This is a genomic window from Micromonospora sp. NPDC006766, from assembly GCF_040636055.1.
Taxonomy (GTDB): Bacteria; Actinomycetota; Actinomycetes; order Mycobacteriales; family Micromonosporaceae; genus Micromonospora.
On record NZ_JBEYIX010000002.1, the window covers coordinates 55054 to 71789 of the forward strand.

Genomic DNA, 16736 nt, shown 5'->3' on the forward strand with positions numbered 1-16736 from the left:
CGAATGGTTGATCGCAGCGAGTCCATGCCGACCGAGGCGAGTGTGCGGAGGGCCCTGCGCCGGGCCGAAACCGGCCGGGCGCTCGACGTCGATGAGGCGAGCGCCCTGCTGGCCGCGCGCGGCGACGCGCTCGACGAGCTGCTCCGGATTGCCGGCGAGTTGCGCGACGCCGGGCTGCGGGAGGCCGGTCGCCCGGGAGTGGTCACCTTCTCGAAGAAGGTCTTCATCCCGCTGACCCGGCTCTGCCGGGACCGCTGCCACTACTGCACCTTCGCCACCGTGCCGCACCGGCTCCCCGCCGCCTATCTGGAGCGGGAAGAGGTTCTCGCGATCGCCCGGGAGGGCGCGGCGCAGGGCTGCAAGGAGGCGCTGTTCACCCTCGGCGACCGGCCGGAGGAGCGCTGGCCGGCGGCCCGCCGGTGGCTCGACGAGCGGGGCTACGACTCCACTCTCGACTACCTGCGAGCCTGTGCGGTGTCCGTGTTGGAGGAGACCGGTCTGCTGCCGCACCTCAACCCGGGTGTGCTGTCCTGGTCGGAGCTGCACCGGCTCAAGCCGGTCGCGCCGAGCATGGGCATGATGTTGGAGACCACGGCGACCCGGCTCTGGTCGGAGCCGGGCGGCCCGCACCACGGCTCGCCGGACAAGGAGCCGGCCGTCCGGCTGCGGGTGCTCGACGACGCCGGTCGGGTTGGGGTGCCGTTCACCACCGGGATCCTGATCGGGATCGGGGAGACCCCGGCCGAACGGGTCGACGCGATCTACGCGATCCGGCGCAGTATGCGGGAGTACGGCCACCTCCAGGAGGTGATCGTGCAAAACTTCCGCGCCAAGCCGGACACGGCGATGCGGGGCATGCCGGACGCGGAGCTGCACGACCTGGCCGCCACGGTGGCGGTGGCCCGGGTGCTGCTCGGCCCGAAGGCCCGGATCCAGGCCCCGCCGAACCTCATCGAGGGCGAGTACGACCTGCTGCTGCGCGCCGGCATCGACGACTGGGGCGGCGTCTCGCCGGTCACCCCGGATCACGTCAACCCGGAGCGCCCCTGGCCGCAGCTGGACGAGTTGGCCCGGCACACCGCGCGGGCCGGTTTCACCCTGCGCGAGCGGCTGACCATCTACCCCGAGTACGTCCGGGCGGGCGACCCGTGGCTGGACCCGCGCCTGCTGCCGCACGTCACCGCCCTCGCCGACCCGGAGACCGGGCTCGCGGTCGAAGAAGCCCGCCCGGTCGGTCGGCCGTGGCAGGAGCCGGAGGAGGTCTTCGGCGGGCGTACCGACCTGCACGCCACCATCGACACCACCGGCCGGACCGGGGATCGGCGCGGCGACTTCGACAGCGTCTACGGGGACTGGTCCGAGGTGGCCGGCCGGGTCAGCGTCCCGGCGAGCGGGTCGAGCGACCCGGATCTGCGGGCGGGCCTGCGGCTGGCCGCGGACGACCCGGCCGCGCTGCTGACTCCCCGGCACGCCGACGCGGCGCTGGCGTTGTTCGCCGCCGAAGGCCCGGCGTTGGACGAGCTGTGCCGGATCGCCGATGACGTGCGCCGGGACGCGGTCGGCGACGAGGTCACCTACGTGGTCAACCGCAACATCAACTTCAGTAACGTCTGTTACGTCGGCTGCCGGTTCTGCGCCTTCGCACAGCGGGAGACCGACGCCGACGCGTACCGGCTCTCGGTGGTGCAGGTCGCCGACCGGGCGGAGGAGGCCTGGGCGGCCGGGGCGAGCGAGGTCTGCCTCCAGGGTGGCATCGATCCGAAGCTGCCGGTCACCGGCTACGCCGACATCGTGCGGGCGATCAAGGCCCGGGTGCCGGGGATGCACGTGCACGCCTTCTCGCCGATGGAGATCGTCACCGCGGCGGCCAAGGCCGGGGTGCCGGTGAAGGAGTGGTTGGTCCAGCTCCGCGACGCCGGCCTGGACACCATTCCCGGCACCGCCGCGGAGATCCTCGACGACGAGGTCCGCTGGGTGCTCACCAAGGGCAAGCTGCCGGCCGCCGCCTGGGTCGAGGTGGTGACCACGGCTCACGAGCTGGGCATCCGGTCCAGCTCCACGATGATGTACGGCCACGTCGACCACCCCGGCCAGTGGCTTGCCCACTTCCGCGTGTTGGCGGGCGTGCAGGACCGTACCGGCGGGTTCACCGAGTTCGTGGCCCTGCCGTTCGTGCACACCAATGCGCCGATCTATCTTGCCGGCCTCGCTCGGCCCGGGCCGAAATGGCGGGAGAACCGGGCGGTGCACGCGATGGCCCGACTGCTGCTGTACGGCCGGATCGCCAATATCCAGTGCTCCTGGGTCAAGCTGGGCGACAAGGGCACCGTGGCGATGCTCCAGGGTGGCTGCAACGACCTGGGCGGCACCCTGATGGAGGAGACCATCTCCCGGATGGCCGGCTCGGGCAACGGCTCGGCCCGAACCGAGGAGCAGCTTCAGGCGATCGCGGCCATGGCGGGTCGACCGGCCCGCAGGCGGACGACAGCGTACGGCCACGCGGGAGCGTAGCGCCGAACCCTCTTCGTCGCCGGATCACCTCGACAGTCGGCCCGCTGGCGCCTCCACAGGGGGCGTCGGCGGTGTCCGAGCCGGATGCGCCACGGCAGAAAAGTCGGGCAACTCGCCGGGAGGGGCGTTACCCGCCTGGGGTCTGAATCGATAGGGCAGGTTGCGAGGTTCGGGCGGTGGAGATGGCCGTCCAGAGCAGTGTCGGGAGGGCGACTCCATTATCAAGGTTGGCTTGACGGCGCACGTATTACACGCGTGTAATTTGAATGGGGTTGTTCGCTCGGAACGCAACAAATGGTGACCGGACGGACAGGCACGCCTTTCGCGTGGGGGGTTGCAGCGGCGATGACGCCGGTGCGCGACAAGGAGGCATCTGATGGACGGCCAGCTCGAGGTGGCCGACCTGCTCGGAAACGCGCCGGAATGGCAGGAGCGGGCGCTCTGCTCCCAGACCGACCCGGAGGCGTTCTTTCCCGAGAAGGGCGGCTCGACCCGCGAGGCGAAGCGAATCTGCTCGCGGTGTGAAGTCAAGACGGAGTGCCTGGAATACGCCCTCGGGCACGACGAGCGGTTCGGAATCTGGGGCGGGCTCTCCGAGCGCGAGCGGCGGAAGCTGAAGCGGCGGGTCGCCGCCTGACGCGTACCGGGCCGGGGCGGTGGGGGCCGCCCGGGCCCGGGCGGCGGGGGGCCGGCACCGACTCAGGCCAGCTCGTCGGGATCCACCCCGAGCAGGTTCGCCACCTGTTCGATGATCACATCGTGTACGAGATCCGCGAGGTCTTCGCGGTCCATGGCACGGAACTCCAGCGGCCGCCGGTAGAGCACGATCCGCGGCGGCACCTCCTGCCGGCCCGGGCGCCCCGGCAGCAGTCGGGCGAGCGGCACCTCGCCGTCCTCCAGCACGTCCGAGTCGTAGACGTTCAAATCCGGCGGGACGTCCTCGACGGCGAACTCGACGCCCGCCAGTTCTTTGGCGAAGCGGCGTTCGAGGGTCTCGACCGTGTCCAGCACCAGGTCGTCGAAGATCTCGGCCTTGGTTCGGGCCAGGGGTACGGTGGCCGGCACCAACCGCCCCCGCAGCCCCCGCCCGTGGCGGTCGCGGTGGGTGCGCCGGCGGGAGCCGGGGCGGCGGCGTTCCGGGCTCGTCATGACGCACAGGGTAGCCCCGTCGCCCGGCCGCCTGCCGTCGCGCCACTGGCACGGCGTGCAGGTGATCCGATCGGACGAATTGTGATCACCATGATGGGCGTGTCGCACCGCGAAGCGGTGCGCCGGACCCGGTAATGGAGATACCCTGCCGCACGTGAGGTCAACACGGCGCTGCTCCCGTAACGGCTGCCCCCGGCAAGCGGTCGCCACATTGACCTATGTCTACAACGAGTCCACTGCGGTGGTGGGTCCGCTGGCGGCCTTCGCCGAGCCGCACACGTATGACCTCTGCGAGCCGCACGCCCGTAACCTCACGGCGCCGCGCGGCTGGGACGTGGTCCGGCACGAGGGTGAGTTTGAGCCCCCGCCGCCCACCACGGACGACCTGGTGGCCCTGGCCGAAGCGGTCCGCGAGGCGGCCCGCCCAGCACCCCCCCGCCCCCCCGACGACAACCAGGCCCCCAGCCCCCAGCCCCCCCACCAGACCGGCCGCCGAGGCCACCTCCGCGTAATCCCCCCCAACCACTAACCCCCCCGGCGGGTTGATCATGAGGTTAGCGGCGTTTTCGATCTCGTCAGCGCCGCTAACCTCATGAGCGGCCGGGTGGGGGTGGGGGCCGCGCCGGTCAGTGGCCGAGGAGGCGGGAGAAGGCCGCGGCGCGGCGGGAGGGGCGGCCGGTGCGCAGCTCGGCCTCGTCGGCGGAGAACATGATCCGCAGACCGGCGTTCACCGCCAGCCAGCGCAGCGGTTCGGGCTCCCAACGGGGGGAGCGGTGGTTGACCCAGGGGAGCGCGGTCAGGTCGCTCGTCACCCCCCGGATCAGGTCGGCCAGGGTACGTCCGGCCAGGTTGCTGCTGCCGACGCCGTCGCCGACGTAGCCGCCGGCCCAGGCGAGACCGGTGGTCCGGTCCAGCCCCACCGAGGCGGTCCAGTCCCGCGCCACGCCGAGCGGCCCGCCCCAGACGTGGCTCACCGGCACCGCTGGCCCGAGCGCCGGGAAGAGCTCCCCGAGCACCCGCCGCAGCGCGGCGAACACCCGGGGTTCCCGGTCGTAGTCAGGCCGGACCCGGGAGCCGAAGTGGTAGGGCGCGCCCCGGCCGCCGAAGGCGAGCCGGCCGTCGGCGGTGCGCTGGCCGTAGATGATGACGTGCCGGTAGTCGGAGAAGGTCTCCCGCTCGGCCAGCCCGATCCGCGCCCAGGTCGCCTCGGGCAGCGGCTCGGTGGCCACCATGAGCGAATAGACCGGCGCGACGGCCCGGCGCTGCCCCGGCAGGGCGGGGGTGAAACCCTCGGTCGCCCGGACCACCACCGGAGCGCGGACCACCCCGGCGGGGGTCAGCGCGACACCGGCACGCACGGCCGTCACCGGGGTCCGCTCGAAGACGCGTACGCCCCGGCGTTCCACCGCCTCGGCGAGCCCGCGGACCAGCTTCGCCGGGTGCACCGCGGCGCAGTGCGGGGTGTAGGTGCCACCGCGTACCCCCTCGGCGTGGCAGCGGGCGGCGGCTTCGGCGGCGTCCAGCAGCACCAGATCCTCGTCGGCCAGGCCATACTCGCGGGCCTCGGCCACGGCGGCCCGGGCCCGGCCGAGTTGGACGTCGCTGCGGGCCAGCACCACCGTCCCGCCGGCCCGCCAGTCGCAGTCGATCCCCTCGGCGGCGACCACTCGGCCGACCTCGCGGACCGTCTCGTGCATGGCCCGCTGCATGTCCAGCGCCCGGTCCCGACCGTGCCGACGGGCCAGCGCGGGCAGCGAGGTGGGAAGCAGCGCTGAGCACCAGCCGCCGTTGCGACCGGACGCGCCGTACCCGGCGATCTCCTTCTCCAGTACGACGATCCGCAGCGACGGGTCGGCCAGCGCCAGGTAGTACGCCGTCCACAGGCCGGTGTAGCCGGCGCCGACGATCGCCACGTCCGCGTCGGTGTCGCCGGCCAGCCCGGGGCGCGGGGTCAGCGGCTCGTCCAGGCTGGACAGCCAGTACGACAGGTCCTGGTAGCGCATCAACGCTGCGGGGCGGGGCCGGGCCTCGCCGTCGCGAGCCCCGGCCCCGTCCGGCGCAGAGCCGCCGCTCAGAGCCGCGCCCATGCCTCGGTCAGCACGGCGCGCAGGATCTGCTCGATCTCGTCGAACTGCTGCTGGTCGGCGATCAGTGGCGGGGCGAGCTGCACCACCGGGTCGCCCCGGTCGTCGGCGCGGCAGTAGAGCCCGGCCTGGTAGAGCGCGGTGGAGAGGTACCCGCGCAGCAGCCGCTCCGACTCGGCCTCGTCGAAGGTCTCCCGGGTCGTCTTGTCCTTCACCAGCTCGATGCCGTAGAAGTAGCCGTCGCCCCGGACATCGCCGACGATCGGCAGGTCGCTGAGCTTCTCCAAGGTGGACCGGAACGCGCCCTCGTTGGCCCGGACGTGCCCGACCAGGTCCTCGCGGGCGAAGACCTCCAGGTTGGCCAGGGCCACCGCGCAGGAGACCGGGTGGCCGCCGAAGGTCACCCCGTGGGCGAACATGCCGGTCTCGGTGAGGAACGGCTCCATCAGCCGCTCGCTGGCGATCATCGCGCCGAGCGGGGCGTAGCCGGAGGTGATGCCCTTGGCGGTGGTGATGATGTCGGGCTGGTAGCCGTACCGGGTGGCGCCGAAGTATTCGCCGAGCCGGCCCCACGAGCAGATCACCTCGTCGGAGACGAGCAGCACGTCGTACGCGTCGCAGATCTGGCGGACCCGCTCGAAGTAGCCGGGCGGCGGCGGGAAGCAGCCGCCGGAGTTCTGCACCGGCTCCAGGAAGACCGCGGCGACGGTGTCCGGCCCTTCCCGCTCGATGGCGCGGCCGATCTCCTCGGCGGCCCAGCGGCCGAACGCCTCGGGATCATCGCCGTGCTCCGGGGCCCGGTAGAAGTTGGTGTTCGGCACCTTGATGCCGCCCGGCACCAGCGGCTCGAAGTCGGACTTGATGCCGGGAAGGCCGGTGATCGACAGTGCGCCCATCGAGGTGCCGTGGTAGGCAATGTAGCGGCTGACCACCTTGTGCTTGTTCGGCTGGCCGGTGCGCTTGAAGTAGGCCCGGGCCAGCTTCCACGCCGCCTCCACGGCCTCCGATCCGCCCGTGGTGAAGAAGACCCGGTTCAGGTCGCCGGGGGTCAGGGAGGCGATCTTCTCGGCCAGCTCGACGGCCTTCGGGTGGGCGTACGACCACAGCGGGAAGTAGGCCAGCTCGGCGGACTGCTTGGCGGCCGCCTCGGCGAGCTCGGTCCGGCCGTGGCCGGCGTTGACGACGAAGAGCCCGGCGAGTCCGTCCAGGTAGCGGCGGCCCTGTGAGTCCCAGACATATGCGCCCTCACCGCGCACAATCGTTGGCACCTCGCCGTCGGAGTAGCTGGCCATCCGGGTGAAGTGCATCCAGAGGTGGTCCGTTGCGTTGGCCATGTCAGCCCCATCGGGTCTCGGGCCGGTCAGGGGTTTCACCGGCCGCTCTGCCCACGGTTATGCCACAGGCGGTACCGATAACGCAAGCCCTGACCGCTTGAGGCAACGGATTCAGCGGGCAGCATTTACATCTGCAACGGATTCCGCAGAAGCCCTGACGGGGTGGCTGTGCTGGTTCGCTCCCTCTGGAGCTGACTCGCTTGCGATATCGTCCGAACTCCTTGATCGCCCCGCCCGGCCCCTCCGTGCTGCCCGGCTTGCCTGGCCTGATTGGCCTGCTTGGCCTGCTTGACTCGCTTGGCGAGTGGCCGGGCGCGAGATGCGGCAAGTTGTGCTGTTCAGCGTCGGAAAGACCACAGGTCGCCGTACACCGCGTTGATCATGGCCTCACCGGATCAGCGAGCGATCTACCGCGATCAGCGCTGAGTCAGTCACGACATCAGGTCTGTAGGGAGGCGAGAGACATCCGGTCCCGGCCCGGCGCCGTCCCCGAGGCGCGACCCATCGAGGGGACAGGCCCAGGGCCTTTGCCGGGCAGCCGGTGCCCGTGCGTGCCGCCCAAACGTGACCGAATGGGAGGCTCGGGTGACGAACGAGGTGCTGCGAATGGCGATGGCGGAGAAGGGCGAGACGGTCGAGTCGCTTGCCGAGAAGGTGCGGGTCGATCCGAAGACGGCGGCGCGCCGCCACCGGCAGCAGCAACAACGGCGGCGACTGCGTCGAGGTGGCCAAGCGGCGGCAGCCGTAGCCGTCAGGCCGTGCCCCAGCTGTAGGTCTGCTTGCGCAGCTTGAGGTAGACGAACGCCTCGGTCGCCAGTACGCCGGGGACGGTGCGCAGCTTCTGGAGAATCTCCAGCAGGTGCGCGTCGTTGCGGCAGACCACCTCGGCCAGCAGGTCGAACGAGCCGGCCGTGATCACCACGTAGTCGATCTCCGCGAACTCGGCGAGCCGGTCGGCCACGCTCTCCAGATCCCCGTCGGTACGCAGGCCGATCATGGCCTGGCGGGGGAAGCCGAGCTGGAGCGGATCGGTCACCGCGACGATCTGCATGACCCCGGCGTCGAGTAGCCGCTGCACCCGCTGCCGGACCGCCGCCTCGGACAGGCCGACCGCCTTGCCGATGGTCGCGTACGGGCGCCGGCCGTCCTCCTGGAGCTGCTCGATGATCTGCTTGGCAACATCATCGAGCAGTGCGTGATTGGACCCTTCACGCACAGTGATGCGGCGCGCGCCGTTGCCGTTCTCCTGATGCCGGTTGGCCATCGCCCGCTCCCCATGTCCAAATTCCTTGCGCTGAGGGTAGCGCCCGCCGCAGTCTGGCGTAATTCGTGGTCCTTGGCTATTCCCGCAACGGAATCCCTTGTAAGGGAGGTCACCTCATGTCAGGATCAGTCGTCCATCGCCATTGACCCTCCCGTTGGCGCGCCCCCCTTGTCACGCCGCCGACGATGCCCCCCATAGGAGTCGTCACATGCGTAGTCCCCTCCGGCCCCTCACCCGGCGTGGTCTGCTGACCGGCACCCTCGGCTCGGCCGCCTTGCTCGCCACGGCGGGTGCTCTGACCGGCTGCGGCACCAAGGGCGCTCAGCAGACCGAGGCCGGCTGCAAGAGCGATGACCTCTCCGCCACTGAAAAGAAGTTGGCCTTCTCGAACTGGCCGCAATATATCGACGTGGACGATAAGGATGAGTCGAAGCGGCCCACCCTCGAGGCGTTCATTGCTCGGACCGGCATCCAGGTGACCTACACCGAGGACGTCAACGACAACAACGAGTTCTTCGGCAAGGTGCAGAATCAGCTCGCCGGCTGCCAGCCGACCGGGCGGGACGTCATGATCCTCACCGACTGGATGGCCGCCCGGATGATCCGTCTCGGCTGGCTCCAGAAGCTGGACAAGGCGAAGCTGCCGAACGTCGAGGCGAATCTGCTGCCCACGCTGCGCAACGTGTCCTTCGACTCGGAGCGTCAGTTCTCCGCCCCATGGCAGTCCGGCCTGGCCGCGCTCGCGTACAACGCCAAGGTGACCAAGGAGATCCGGACGGTCGACGAGCTGCTCACCCGCCCGGACCTCAAGGGCAAGGTGACCGCGCTGTCCGAGATGCGGGACACCATGGGCCTCCTGCTCCAGTCCAACGGCCACGACCCGTCGAACTTCACCACCGCCCAGTTCGACGACGCGCTGGCCAAGCTGAAGCGGGCCGTCGACTCCGGGCAGATCCGCAAGTTCACCGGCAACGACTACTCGCAGGACCTCAACAAGGGCGACATCGCCGCCTGCATCTGCTGGTCCGGCGACGTGATCCAGCTCGGCTTCGACAACGACAAGATCAAGTTCGTGATGCCCGAGTCCGGGGCGATGCTCTGGTCGGACAACATGCTGGTGCCGAACAAGGCCACCCACAAGGCGAACGCCGAAGAGCTGATCAACTACTACTACGAGCCGGCGGTGGCCGCGAAACTCGCCGCCTACGTCAACTACATCTGCCCCGTGCAGGGCGCGCAAGCCGAGATGGAGAAGATCGATCCGGACCTGGCCAGCAACCCGCTCATCTTCCCCGACGAGGAGATGCTGTCGAAGTGCAAGGGCTTCATGGCCCTGACCGAAAAGCAGGAACGGGACTTCGAGTCCAAGTTCCAGAAGGTCATCGGGGCGTGAGGACGATGGCACACGAGACACCCGCCGGCGACCTGCGCCTGGCCAACCTGACCAAGCGGTTCGGCGTCTTCACCGCCGTGGACGACCTCAGCCTGACCATCCCGCAGGGCTCGTTCTTCGCCCTGCTCGGGGCCTCCGGCTGCGGCAAGACCACCACGCTGCGGATGATCGCCGGGTTGGAGGAGCCGACCAGCGGGCAGGTGCTGCTCGGTGATCAGGACATCGCCGGGCTGCGGCCGTACAAGCGGCCGGTCAACACGGTGTTCCAGAGCTACGCGCTCTTCCCCCACCTCGACATCCACGAGAACGTCGCCTTCGGGCTGCGTCGACGCGGCATCCGCAAGGTCACCGAGCAGGTCGAGCAGATGCTCGCGCTGGTGCAGCTCGACGGGTACGGCCGGCGTAAGCCCGCCCAGCTCTCCGGCGGCCAGCAGCAGCGGGTTGCGCTGGCCCGCGCGCTGATCAACCACCCGCAGGTGCTGCTGCTGGACGAGCCGCTCGGCGCGCTCGACCTGAAGCTGCGCCGGCAGATGCAGATCGAGCTGAAGCGGATCCAGACCGAGGTCGGCATCACCTTCGTGCACGTCACCCACGACCAGGAGGAGGCCATGACCATGGCCGACACGGTCGCGGTGATGAACGCCGGCCAGATCGAGCAGCTCGGCGCCCCCGCCGACATCTACGAGTACCCGGCCACCGCGTTCGTGGCGAACTTCCTCGGCCAGTCCAACCTGCTCGCCGGCGAGGCCGCCGGGCTCAGCGGGCACGAGGTGCTGGTCACCGCGCACGGCGCGCGCTTCTCGGTGCCCGCCGGGCGGGCCCGCGTCGAGCGGGGGCCGGTCTTCCTCGGGGTACGCCCCGAGAAGCTGCACCTGGTCGCCCACCCCGACGAGGTGCCCGCCGGACACCAGCACGTCGGCGGCGTGGTCACCGACGCCTCGTACGTCGGGGTGAGCACGCAGTACCTGGTGAAGACGCCGTGGGGGACGGAGCTGTCCGCCTTCGCGGCCAACAGCGGCCTCGGCGGCCAGGTGCCGGTCGGCGCCGCGATGGTGGCGCACTGGGACCCACGGCACGCGTTCCTGCTGCCCCGCGACCCCGGTGCGGACGATCAGACCGCTCCGCTGCTCGACCAGCCGGCGGGTGCGCTCTCATGAGCGAGCGCAGCGAGCGAAGCGAGGTGGCGCCATGACCACACTGGCGCATGTACCGACCGGGTCGGGGCAGCCGGCAGCACCACCGACGTCCCGGCGCGGGCGGTCCCGGCTGCTGCCGTACCTGCTGCTGCTGCCCGGCGCGGCCTGGCTGGCGATCTTCTTCGCCCTGCCGCTGCTCCAGCTCGCCGCGGCCAGCCTGTACGACCCGGACGGATCGCTGTCCACCGGTTACGCGATGACCTGGGCCTTCGGCAACTATCCGGAGGCGTTGCAGGCGTACTGGCCGCAGTTCGTCCGGTCGTTCGTCTACTCGGCGATCGCGCTGGCGCTGGCCCTGCTGATGGGCTACCCGCTGGCGTACGCGATCGCGCAGAAGGCCGGCCGCTGGAAGAACCTGATGCTGGTCGCGGTGGTCGCGCCGATGTTCACCAGCTTCCTGGTCCGCACGCTGGCCTGGAAGACGATCCTGTCGGACAACGGTTGGGTGGTCGAGCTGCTGCGCGACGTGCACCTGCTCGGGCCGGACGGCCGGCTCCTGGCCACCCCGACCGCGGTGGTGCTCGGCCTGACGTACAACTTCCTGCCCTTCCTGGTGCTGCCGCTGTACGCGAACCTGGAGCGGCTCGACCCCCGGCTGCTGGAGGCGGCGAGCGACCTGTACGCGAGCCCGCTGCGGGCGTTCCAGAAGGTCACCCTGCCGCTGTCCATGCCCGGGCTGATCGCCGGCACGCTGCTCTTCTTCATCCCAGCCACCGGTGACTACATCAACGCCCAGCTGCTCGGCACCCCGAACGAATACATGATCGGCAACGTCATCGACTCGGCGTTCCTGGTCCGGTTGGACTACCCGCAGGGCGCGGCCCTGTCGTTCCTGCTGATGGCGGCGATCCTCGCGATCGTCTTCGTCTATCTGCGTAAGGCCGGCACGGAGGAGGTGCTGTGAAACTGTCCCGTTGGTTGGCCGACCGGTGGGTGATGGGCGCCGCCCTGCTGGTCCTCGGCTACCTGTCGCTGCCGATCATGGTGGTCGCCGGTCTCTCCTTCAACCGGCCGGCGAACCGGATGTCCTACGACTTCAACGAGTTCACCCTGGACAACTGGACGCAGCCCTGCGCCACCTCCGACATGTGCGACGCGGTGGGCCGGAGCATGCTGATCGGCCTGATCGCCACGGTGATCGCCACCGTCCTCGGCACGCTGATGTCGTTCGCCCTGGTCCGACACGGCTTCAAAGGGCGGGCCGGGATCAACGGCCTGATCTTCCTGCCGATGGCCACGCCGGAGCTGGTGATGGGCACCTCGCTGCTCGCCCTCTTCGTGGCCGCCGGGGTGCCCCAGGGCTTCTGGACCATCGTCATCGCGCACGTGATGTTCTGCGTGTCGTTCGTGGTGGTCACCGTGAAGGCCCGGCTCGCCGGCATGGACCGGCGGCTGGAGGAGGCCGCCATGGACTTGTACGCCAGCGAGTGGCAGACCTTCCGGCGGATCACCCTGCCCCTGGTGCTGCCCGGCATCGTGGCCGCCGCGCTGCTCTCCTTCTCGCTCAGCTTCGACGACTTCATCATCACGAACTTCAACGCCGGCACCACCGTCACCTTCCCGATGTACGTCTGGGGTGCCGCCCAGCGGGGCATCCCGCCGCAGGTCAACGTCATCGGCACGGCGATGTTCGTGATCGCGTTGCTGCTGGTGGGGGCCAGCTCGCTGCAGGGCCGGCGGGCCCGACGCGCCGCCCTCGCGGCCACCGTGCCGGCCAAACAGACAGCGAAGAGCGGATCATGAAGCTTCCGCATACCGGCCGGGCGTTGGCCGACGCCGCGCCCGTCCCGTACTGGCTGGACCGACCGGAACGCCCCGACCCGCTGCCGCCGCTGACCGGTACGCACGACGCCGACCTGCTGGTGGTCGGCGGCGGATACTCCGGGTTGTGGACCGCCCTGCTCGCCAAGGAGGCCGACCCGGACCGGGACGTGCTGCTGGTCGAGGCGGGCACCTGCGGCTGGGCGGCGTCGGGGCGCAACGGTGGGTTCTGCGCCGCCTCGCTCACCCACGGCCTGGCCAACGGCGTCGACCGGTTCCCCGGCGAGGTCGACGAGCTGGAACGGCTCGGCCAGGAGAACCTGGACGCCATCGCCGACACGATCGACCGGCACGGCATCGACTGCGACTTCGAGCGGACCGGCGAGCTGGCGGTGGCCGTCGAGCCGTACCAGCTCGCCGGCCTCGCCGAGGACGCCGAGCTGGCCGGCCGGTACGGCCACGACGTGCGCCTGCTCGACCGGGACGAGGTACGCGCCGAGGTGGATTCGCCGACGTACCTCGGCGGGATGTGGGACCGAGACCGGGTGGCCATGCTCGACCCGGCGAAACTCGCCTGGGGGCTGCGCCGCGCCGCCCTCGACCTGGGGGTACGCCTGCACGAGCACACCCGGGTCACCGGCCTGGGGCGCGACGGCGCGGCGCTGCGGGCGACGACGGCCGGCGGCCCGGGCGGGGCGCCCGGCACGGTCCGGGCCCGGCAGGTGGTGCTCGCCACCAACGCGTTCCCGCCGCTGCTGCGCCGGCTGCGCGCCTGGCTGGTGCCCGTCTACGACTACGCGCTGATGACCGAGCCGCTGTCGGACGCGCAGCGCACGGCGATCGGCTGGGCGAACCGGCAGGGGCTGGCCGATGTGGGCAACCAGTTCCACTACTACCGGATCACCGCCGACGGCCGGATCCTCTTCGGCGGCTACGACGCCGTCTACCACTACGGCAACCGGATGGCTCCCGAGCTGGCGCAGCGGGAGGCCACCTTCACCGCCCTGGCCCAGCACTTCCACACCACGTTCCCGCAGTTGGCGGACGTCCGCTTCAGCCACCGCTGGGGTGGCGTCATCGACACCTGCACCCGGTTCTGCCCGTTCTTCGGCACCGCCTACGAGGGTCGGCTGGCGTACGCGGCCGGGTTCACCGGGCTCGGCGTCGGGGCCACCCGGTTCGGTGCTCGGGTGATGCTCGACCTGCTCAGCGGCGAGCCGACCCCGCTGACCCGGCTCGACCTGGTCCGCAGCAAGCCGCTGCCGTTCCCGCCGGAGCCGTTGCGGGCCACCGGCATCAATCTCACCCGCTGGTCGCTGGCCCGCGCCGACGCGCGCGAAGGCCGGCGCAACCTGTGGCTGCGTACTCTCGATCGTCTTGGTTTGGGGTTTGATTCCTGATGCGTATCCTGCTCGTCGGCGCCGGTGGCGTCGGTTCCGCCGCCGTCGCCATCGCCGCCCGCCGTTCCTTCTTCGAGACCATGGTGGTCGCCGACTACGACCTCGGCCGCGCGTCGCGGGCGATCGCCGACCACGACTCCCGCTTCGTCGCCGCCCACGTCGACGCCTCCTCGGCCGACGCGATCGCCGCGCTCTGCCGGGAGCACCGGATCACCCACGTGCTCAACGCGGTCGACCCGCGCTTCGTCATGTCGATCTTCGACGGCGCCTTCGCCGCCGGGGCCGACTACCTGGACATGGCGATGTCACTGTCCCACCCGCACCCGACCGCCCCCTACGCCGAGACCGGCGTGAAGCTCGGCGACGACCAGTTCGCCGCTGCCGCCGCCTGGGCGGAGGCCGGCCGCCTCGCGCTCTGCGGCATCGGCGTCGAGCCCGGCCTGTCCGACATCTTCGCCCGCTACGCCGCCGACGAACTGTTCACCGACATCGACGAGATCGGGGTACGCGACGGCGCCAACCTGACCGTCGACGGCTACGACTTCGCTCCGTCGTTCTCCATCTGGACCACCATCGAGGAGTGCCTGAACCCGCCGGTGATCTGGGCGGCCGACCGGGGCTGGTACACCACCCCGCCGTTCTCCGAGCCGGAGGTGTTCGAGTTCCCCGAGGGGATCGGCCCGGTCGAGTGCGTCAACGTGGAGCACGAGGAGGTGCTGCTCATCCCGCGCTGGGTCAAGGCGAAGCGGGTCACCTTCAAATACGGCCTCGGCGACGAGTTCATCGAGGTGCTCAAGACCCTGCACAAGCTGGGCCTGGATCGGACCTCGCCGGTGCGGGTGGGCGGCGTCTCCGTTGCGCCGCGCGACGTGGTGGCCGCCTGCCTGCCCGACCCGGCCACCCTCGGCGACCGGATGCGCGGCAAGACCTGCGCCGGCACGTACGTGACCGGCACCGGCGTCGACGGCCGGCCGCGCAAGGTTTACCTCTATCACGTGGTCGACAACGAGTGGTCGATGCGGGAGTACGGCCACCAGGCGGTGGTCTGGCAGACCGCGGTCAACCCTGTCGTCGCGCTGGAACTGCTGGCCACCGGCGCCTGGTCCGGCACCGGCGTGATCGGCCCGGAGGCGCTGCCCCCGAGGCCCTTCCTCGACCTGCTGACCGGCTACGGCTCGCCGTGGGGAATGGAGGAGCGGTGACCCGCTACGGCCCGATGTTCGGCCCCGACGTGACCTTCCTCGGGGTGGACCGCTGTTCGCTGGACGAGCCGTCGTCCTTCGCCGACGCGGACGTGGTGATCGTCGGGGCGCCGTTCGACGGTGGCACCTCGCACCGGCCGGGCACCCGGTTCGGCCCGTCCGCCATCCGCCAGGCCTGCTACCTGCCGCACGACGGCTCCCGCCCGTCCCTGGCCCTGCGCGTCGACGGCCTGAAGGACCTGCGGGTGTACGACGCCGGTGACGTCGAAATGTTCTCCGGTGACATCGAGCGGTCGCTGGCCGCCCTGGAGACCGCGGTTTTTGCGGTCGCCCGCGCCGGGGCGATCCCGATCGTGCTCGGCGGCGACCACTCCATCGCCCTGCCCGACGCCACCGGGGTGGCCCGGCACCACGGGCTCGGCCAGGTGTCGTTGGTGCACTTTGACGCGCACGCCGACACCGGGGACATCGAGTTCGGTTCGCTGCACGGCCACGGCCAGCCGATGCGCCGGCTCATCGAGTCCGGCGCGGTACGCGGCGACCGTTTCCTCCAGATCGGCCTGCGAGGCTACTGGCCCGGCCCTTCGACGTTGGCGTGGATGGCCGAGCAGCGGATGCGCTCGTACGAGATGACCGAGATCGTGGCTCGCGGCCTGGATTCGTGTCTCTCCGAAGCGTTCGAGATCGCGGTGGACGAGTGCGAGGGCGTCTTCCTCTCCGTCGACGTCGACGTGGTCGACCCCGGCATGGCCCCCGGCACCGGCACCCCCGAGCCCGGCGGTTTCACCTCCCGGCAGCTCCTCGACGCCGTCCGCCGGGTCTGCTACGAACTGCCCGTCGTCGGGGTCGACGTGGTCGAGGTAGCCCCGCCCTACGACCACGCCGACATCACCGCCTACCTAGGCAACCGCGTAGTCCTGGAGGCCCTCTCCGCCATCGCCCGCCGCCGCCACGACGCGGCCGGCAGCCCACCCTGGAACCCCCACCAACCCCTCCTAGACTCCCGCTAACCCCCTTCCCCACCCACCCCACCCCACCCGCGTCGATCATGGACTTGTGACGCCTAGGATGTTCTCTTTATGGCATTTGTGCGTTGCCGCAACTCCATGATCGACGCGGGTGGCCGGGGGGGAGGGTGGGAGTGGGGTGAGTCGGGGGCGTCGGCATCGGCTTGGGGCGGGGCTGCTGCTGCGGTCGTCGGATCCCGCACCGGAGCCCAGTTGCACGGCTTCGGCGCGGTTCCCGGGCGAGGTGCACGTCATCGTGCCTGCGGGGTGCTGGCTCGCTACCAACGCTGGCGTATGCGCCGCCCCCGACACATCCTCTCCACTATCGCCCGGCTCCTCCACCCCTGATCCCCGCGATCATGGAGTTGTGGTACCAGACAAATGCCGGACTCCGGGCATCCGAGGCGCCAAAACTCCATGATCGACTTGGCGACG

Annotated in this window: 14 protein-coding genes and 1 pseudogene; 11 read left to right on the top strand and 4 right to left on the bottom strand. The window is 70.6% G+C overall.

Going from position 1 to position 16736, the window contains the following annotated elements; genetic code table 11:
* Positions 1 to 3: 3 nt before the first annotated feature.
* Both ABZ671_RS03980 and ABZ671_RS03985 read left to right on the top strand, forming a co-directional pair.
* Positions 4 to 2511, top strand: a complete 2508-nt coding sequence (locus tag ABZ671_RS03980; RefSeq protein ID WP_357850823.1) for a bifunctional FO biosynthesis protein CofGH — start codon at positions 4 to 6, stop codon at positions 2509 to 2511.
* A gap of 376 nt (positions 2512 to 2887) precedes the next feature.
* On the top strand, positions 2888 to 3148 hold the full coding sequence (locus ABZ671_RS03985; protein ID WP_013284161.1) for a WhiB family transcriptional regulator: 261 nt from the start codon (positions 2888 to 2890) through the stop codon (positions 3146 to 3148).
* 62 nt (positions 3149 to 3210) lie between these two features.
* On the opposite strand, the gene ABZ671_RS03990 is transcribed toward ABZ671_RS03985, so the two are convergent.
* The gene (locus ABZ671_RS03990) at positions 3211 to 3660 is read right to left on the bottom strand and encodes a metallopeptidase family protein (protein WP_357850826.1); all 450 of its coding nucleotides are present in this window, start codon (positions 3658 to 3660) and stop codon (positions 3211 to 3213) included.
* Between the two features lie 154 nt (positions 3661 to 3814).
* Here ABZ671_RS03990 and ABZ671_RS03995 point away from each other — a divergent pair, with 154 nt between their 5' ends.
* Complete coding sequence (locus ABZ671_RS03995; protein ID WP_357850829.1) at positions 3815 to 4189, top strand: DUF3499 domain-containing protein; 375 nt, start codon at positions 3815 to 3817, stop codon at positions 4187 to 4189.
* 97 nt (positions 4190 to 4286) lie between these two features.
* Here the strand turns inward: ABZ671_RS03995 and ABZ671_RS04000 are convergent, their stop codons facing one another.
* Together ABZ671_RS04000 and ABZ671_RS04005 are read right to left on the bottom strand one after the other, a co-directional pair.
* The gene (locus ABZ671_RS04000; protein ID WP_357851696.1) at positions 4287 to 5663 is read right to left on the bottom strand and encodes an FAD-dependent oxidoreductase; all 1377 of its coding nucleotides are present in this window, start codon (positions 5661 to 5663) and stop codon (positions 4287 to 4289) included.
* A gap of 68 nt (positions 5664 to 5731) precedes the next feature.
* Positions 5732 to 7078 carry an aspartate aminotransferase family protein gene (locus ABZ671_RS04005; protein ID WP_357850832.1) on the bottom strand — a complete coding sequence of 449 codons (1347 nt, stop codon included), beginning with the start codon at positions 7076 to 7078 and terminating at the stop codon, positions 5732 to 5734.
* A gap of 606 nt (positions 7079 to 7684) precedes the next feature.
* Between ABZ671_RS04005 and ABZ671_RS04010 the strand changes: the two are divergent.
* Positions 7685 to 7762: pseudogene (locus ABZ671_RS04010) on the top strand (XRE family transcriptional regulator); the annotation flags it as partial.
* 67 nt (positions 7763 to 7829) lie between these two features.
* On the opposite strand, the gene ABZ671_RS04015 reads toward ABZ671_RS04010, so the two are convergent.
* A complete protein-coding gene (locus ABZ671_RS04015; protein WP_357850835.1) occupies positions 7830 to 8342 on the bottom strand; it encodes an Lrp/AsnC family transcriptional regulator in 513 nt (170 codons plus the stop codon).
* A gap of 208 nt (positions 8343 to 8550) precedes the next feature.
* Here ABZ671_RS04015 and ABZ671_RS04020 point away from each other — a divergent pair, with 208 nt between their 5' ends.
* From ABZ671_RS04020 to speB, 7 genes are read left to right on the top strand one after another with little or no spacing between them, the layout of a single operon-like run.
* Complete coding sequence (locus ABZ671_RS04020) at positions 8551 to 9735, top strand: spermidine/putrescine ABC transporter substrate-binding protein (protein WP_357850838.1); 1185 nt, start codon at positions 8551 to 8553, stop codon at positions 9733 to 9735.
* A gap of 5 nt (positions 9736 to 9740) precedes the next feature.
* The gene (locus ABZ671_RS04025) at positions 9741 to 10892 is read left to right on the top strand and encodes an ABC transporter ATP-binding protein (protein WP_357851699.1); all 1152 of its coding nucleotides are present in this window, start codon (positions 9741 to 9743) and stop codon (positions 10890 to 10892) included.
* A gap of 31 nt (positions 10893 to 10923) precedes the next feature.
* Entirely contained in the window at positions 10924 to 11835 is a 912-nt protein-coding gene (locus tag ABZ671_RS04030; protein ID WP_357850841.1) for an ABC transporter permease, read from the top strand.
* On the top strand, positions 11832 to 12674 hold the full coding sequence (locus tag ABZ671_RS04035; protein ID WP_357850844.1) for an ABC transporter permease: 843 nt from the start codon (positions 11832 to 11834) through the stop codon (positions 12672 to 12674). Before ABZ671_RS04030 ends, ABZ671_RS04035 begins: the two co-directional genes overlap by 4 nt.
* Positions 12671 to 14092 (top strand): FAD-dependent oxidoreductase, encoded by a 1422-nt coding sequence (locus tag ABZ671_RS04040; RefSeq protein WP_357850847.1) that lies wholly within the window; start codon positions 12671 to 12673, stop codon positions 14090 to 14092. Before ABZ671_RS04035 ends, ABZ671_RS04040 begins: the two co-directional genes overlap by 4 nt.
* Positions 14092 to 15294 (top strand): saccharopine dehydrogenase C-terminal domain-containing protein, encoded by a 1203-nt coding sequence (locus ABZ671_RS04045; RefSeq protein ID WP_357850850.1) that lies wholly within the window; start codon positions 14092 to 14094, stop codon positions 15292 to 15294. Before ABZ671_RS04040 ends, ABZ671_RS04045 begins: the two co-directional genes overlap by 1 nt.
* Positions 15291 to 16304: an agmatinase gene (gene speB, locus ABZ671_RS04050; RefSeq protein WP_357850853.1), complete on the top strand. Its 1014-nt coding sequence runs from the start codon at positions 15291 to 15293 to the stop codon at positions 16302 to 16304. Before ABZ671_RS04045 ends, speB begins: the two co-directional genes overlap by 4 nt.
* Positions 16305 to 16736: the final 432 nt, after the last annotated feature.

What these genes read in the sequence shown, in the direction of transcription:
- ABZ671_RS03980 (WP_357850823.1), top strand. Translation starts at nt 4, where the DNA reads ATGGTTGATCGCAGCGAGTCCATGCCGACCGAGGCGAGTGTGCGGAGG.
- ABZ671_RS03985 (WP_013284161.1), top strand. Translation starts at nt 2,888, where the DNA reads ATGGACGGCCAGCTCGAGGTGGCCGACCTGCTCGGAAACGCGCCGGAA.
- ABZ671_RS03990 (WP_357850826.1), bottom strand. Translation starts at nt 3,660, where the DNA reads ATGACGAGCCCGGAACGCCGCCGCCCCGGCTCCCGCCGGCGCACCCAC.
- ABZ671_RS04000 (WP_357851696.1), bottom strand. Translation starts at nt 5,663, where the DNA reads ATGCGCTACCAGGACCTGTCGTACTGGCTGTCCAGCCTGGACGAGCCG.
- ABZ671_RS04005 (WP_357850832.1), bottom strand. Translation starts at nt 7,078, where the DNA reads ATGGCCAACGCAACGGACCACCTCTGGATGCACTTCACCCGGATGGCC.
- ABZ671_RS04015 (WP_357850835.1), bottom strand. Translation starts at nt 8,342, where the DNA reads ATGGCCAACCGGCATCAGGAGAACGGCAACGGCGCGCGCCGCATCACT.
- ABZ671_RS04020 (WP_357850838.1), top strand. Translation starts at nt 8,551, where the DNA reads ATGCGTAGTCCCCTCCGGCCCCTCACCCGGCGTGGTCTGCTGACCGGC.
- ABZ671_RS04025 (WP_357851699.1), top strand. Translation starts at nt 9,741, where the DNA reads ATGGCACACGAGACACCCGCCGGCGACCTGCGCCTGGCCAACCTGACC.
- ABZ671_RS04030 (WP_357850841.1), top strand. Translation starts at nt 10,924, where the DNA reads ATGACCACACTGGCGCATGTACCGACCGGGTCGGGGCAGCCGGCAGCA.
- ABZ671_RS04040 (WP_357850847.1), top strand. Translation starts at nt 12,671, where the DNA reads ATGAAGCTTCCGCATACCGGCCGGGCGTTGGCCGACGCCGCGCCCGTC.
- ABZ671_RS04045 (WP_357850850.1), top strand. Translation starts at nt 14,092, where the DNA reads ATGCGTATCCTGCTCGTCGGCGCCGGTGGCGTCGGTTCCGCCGCCGTC.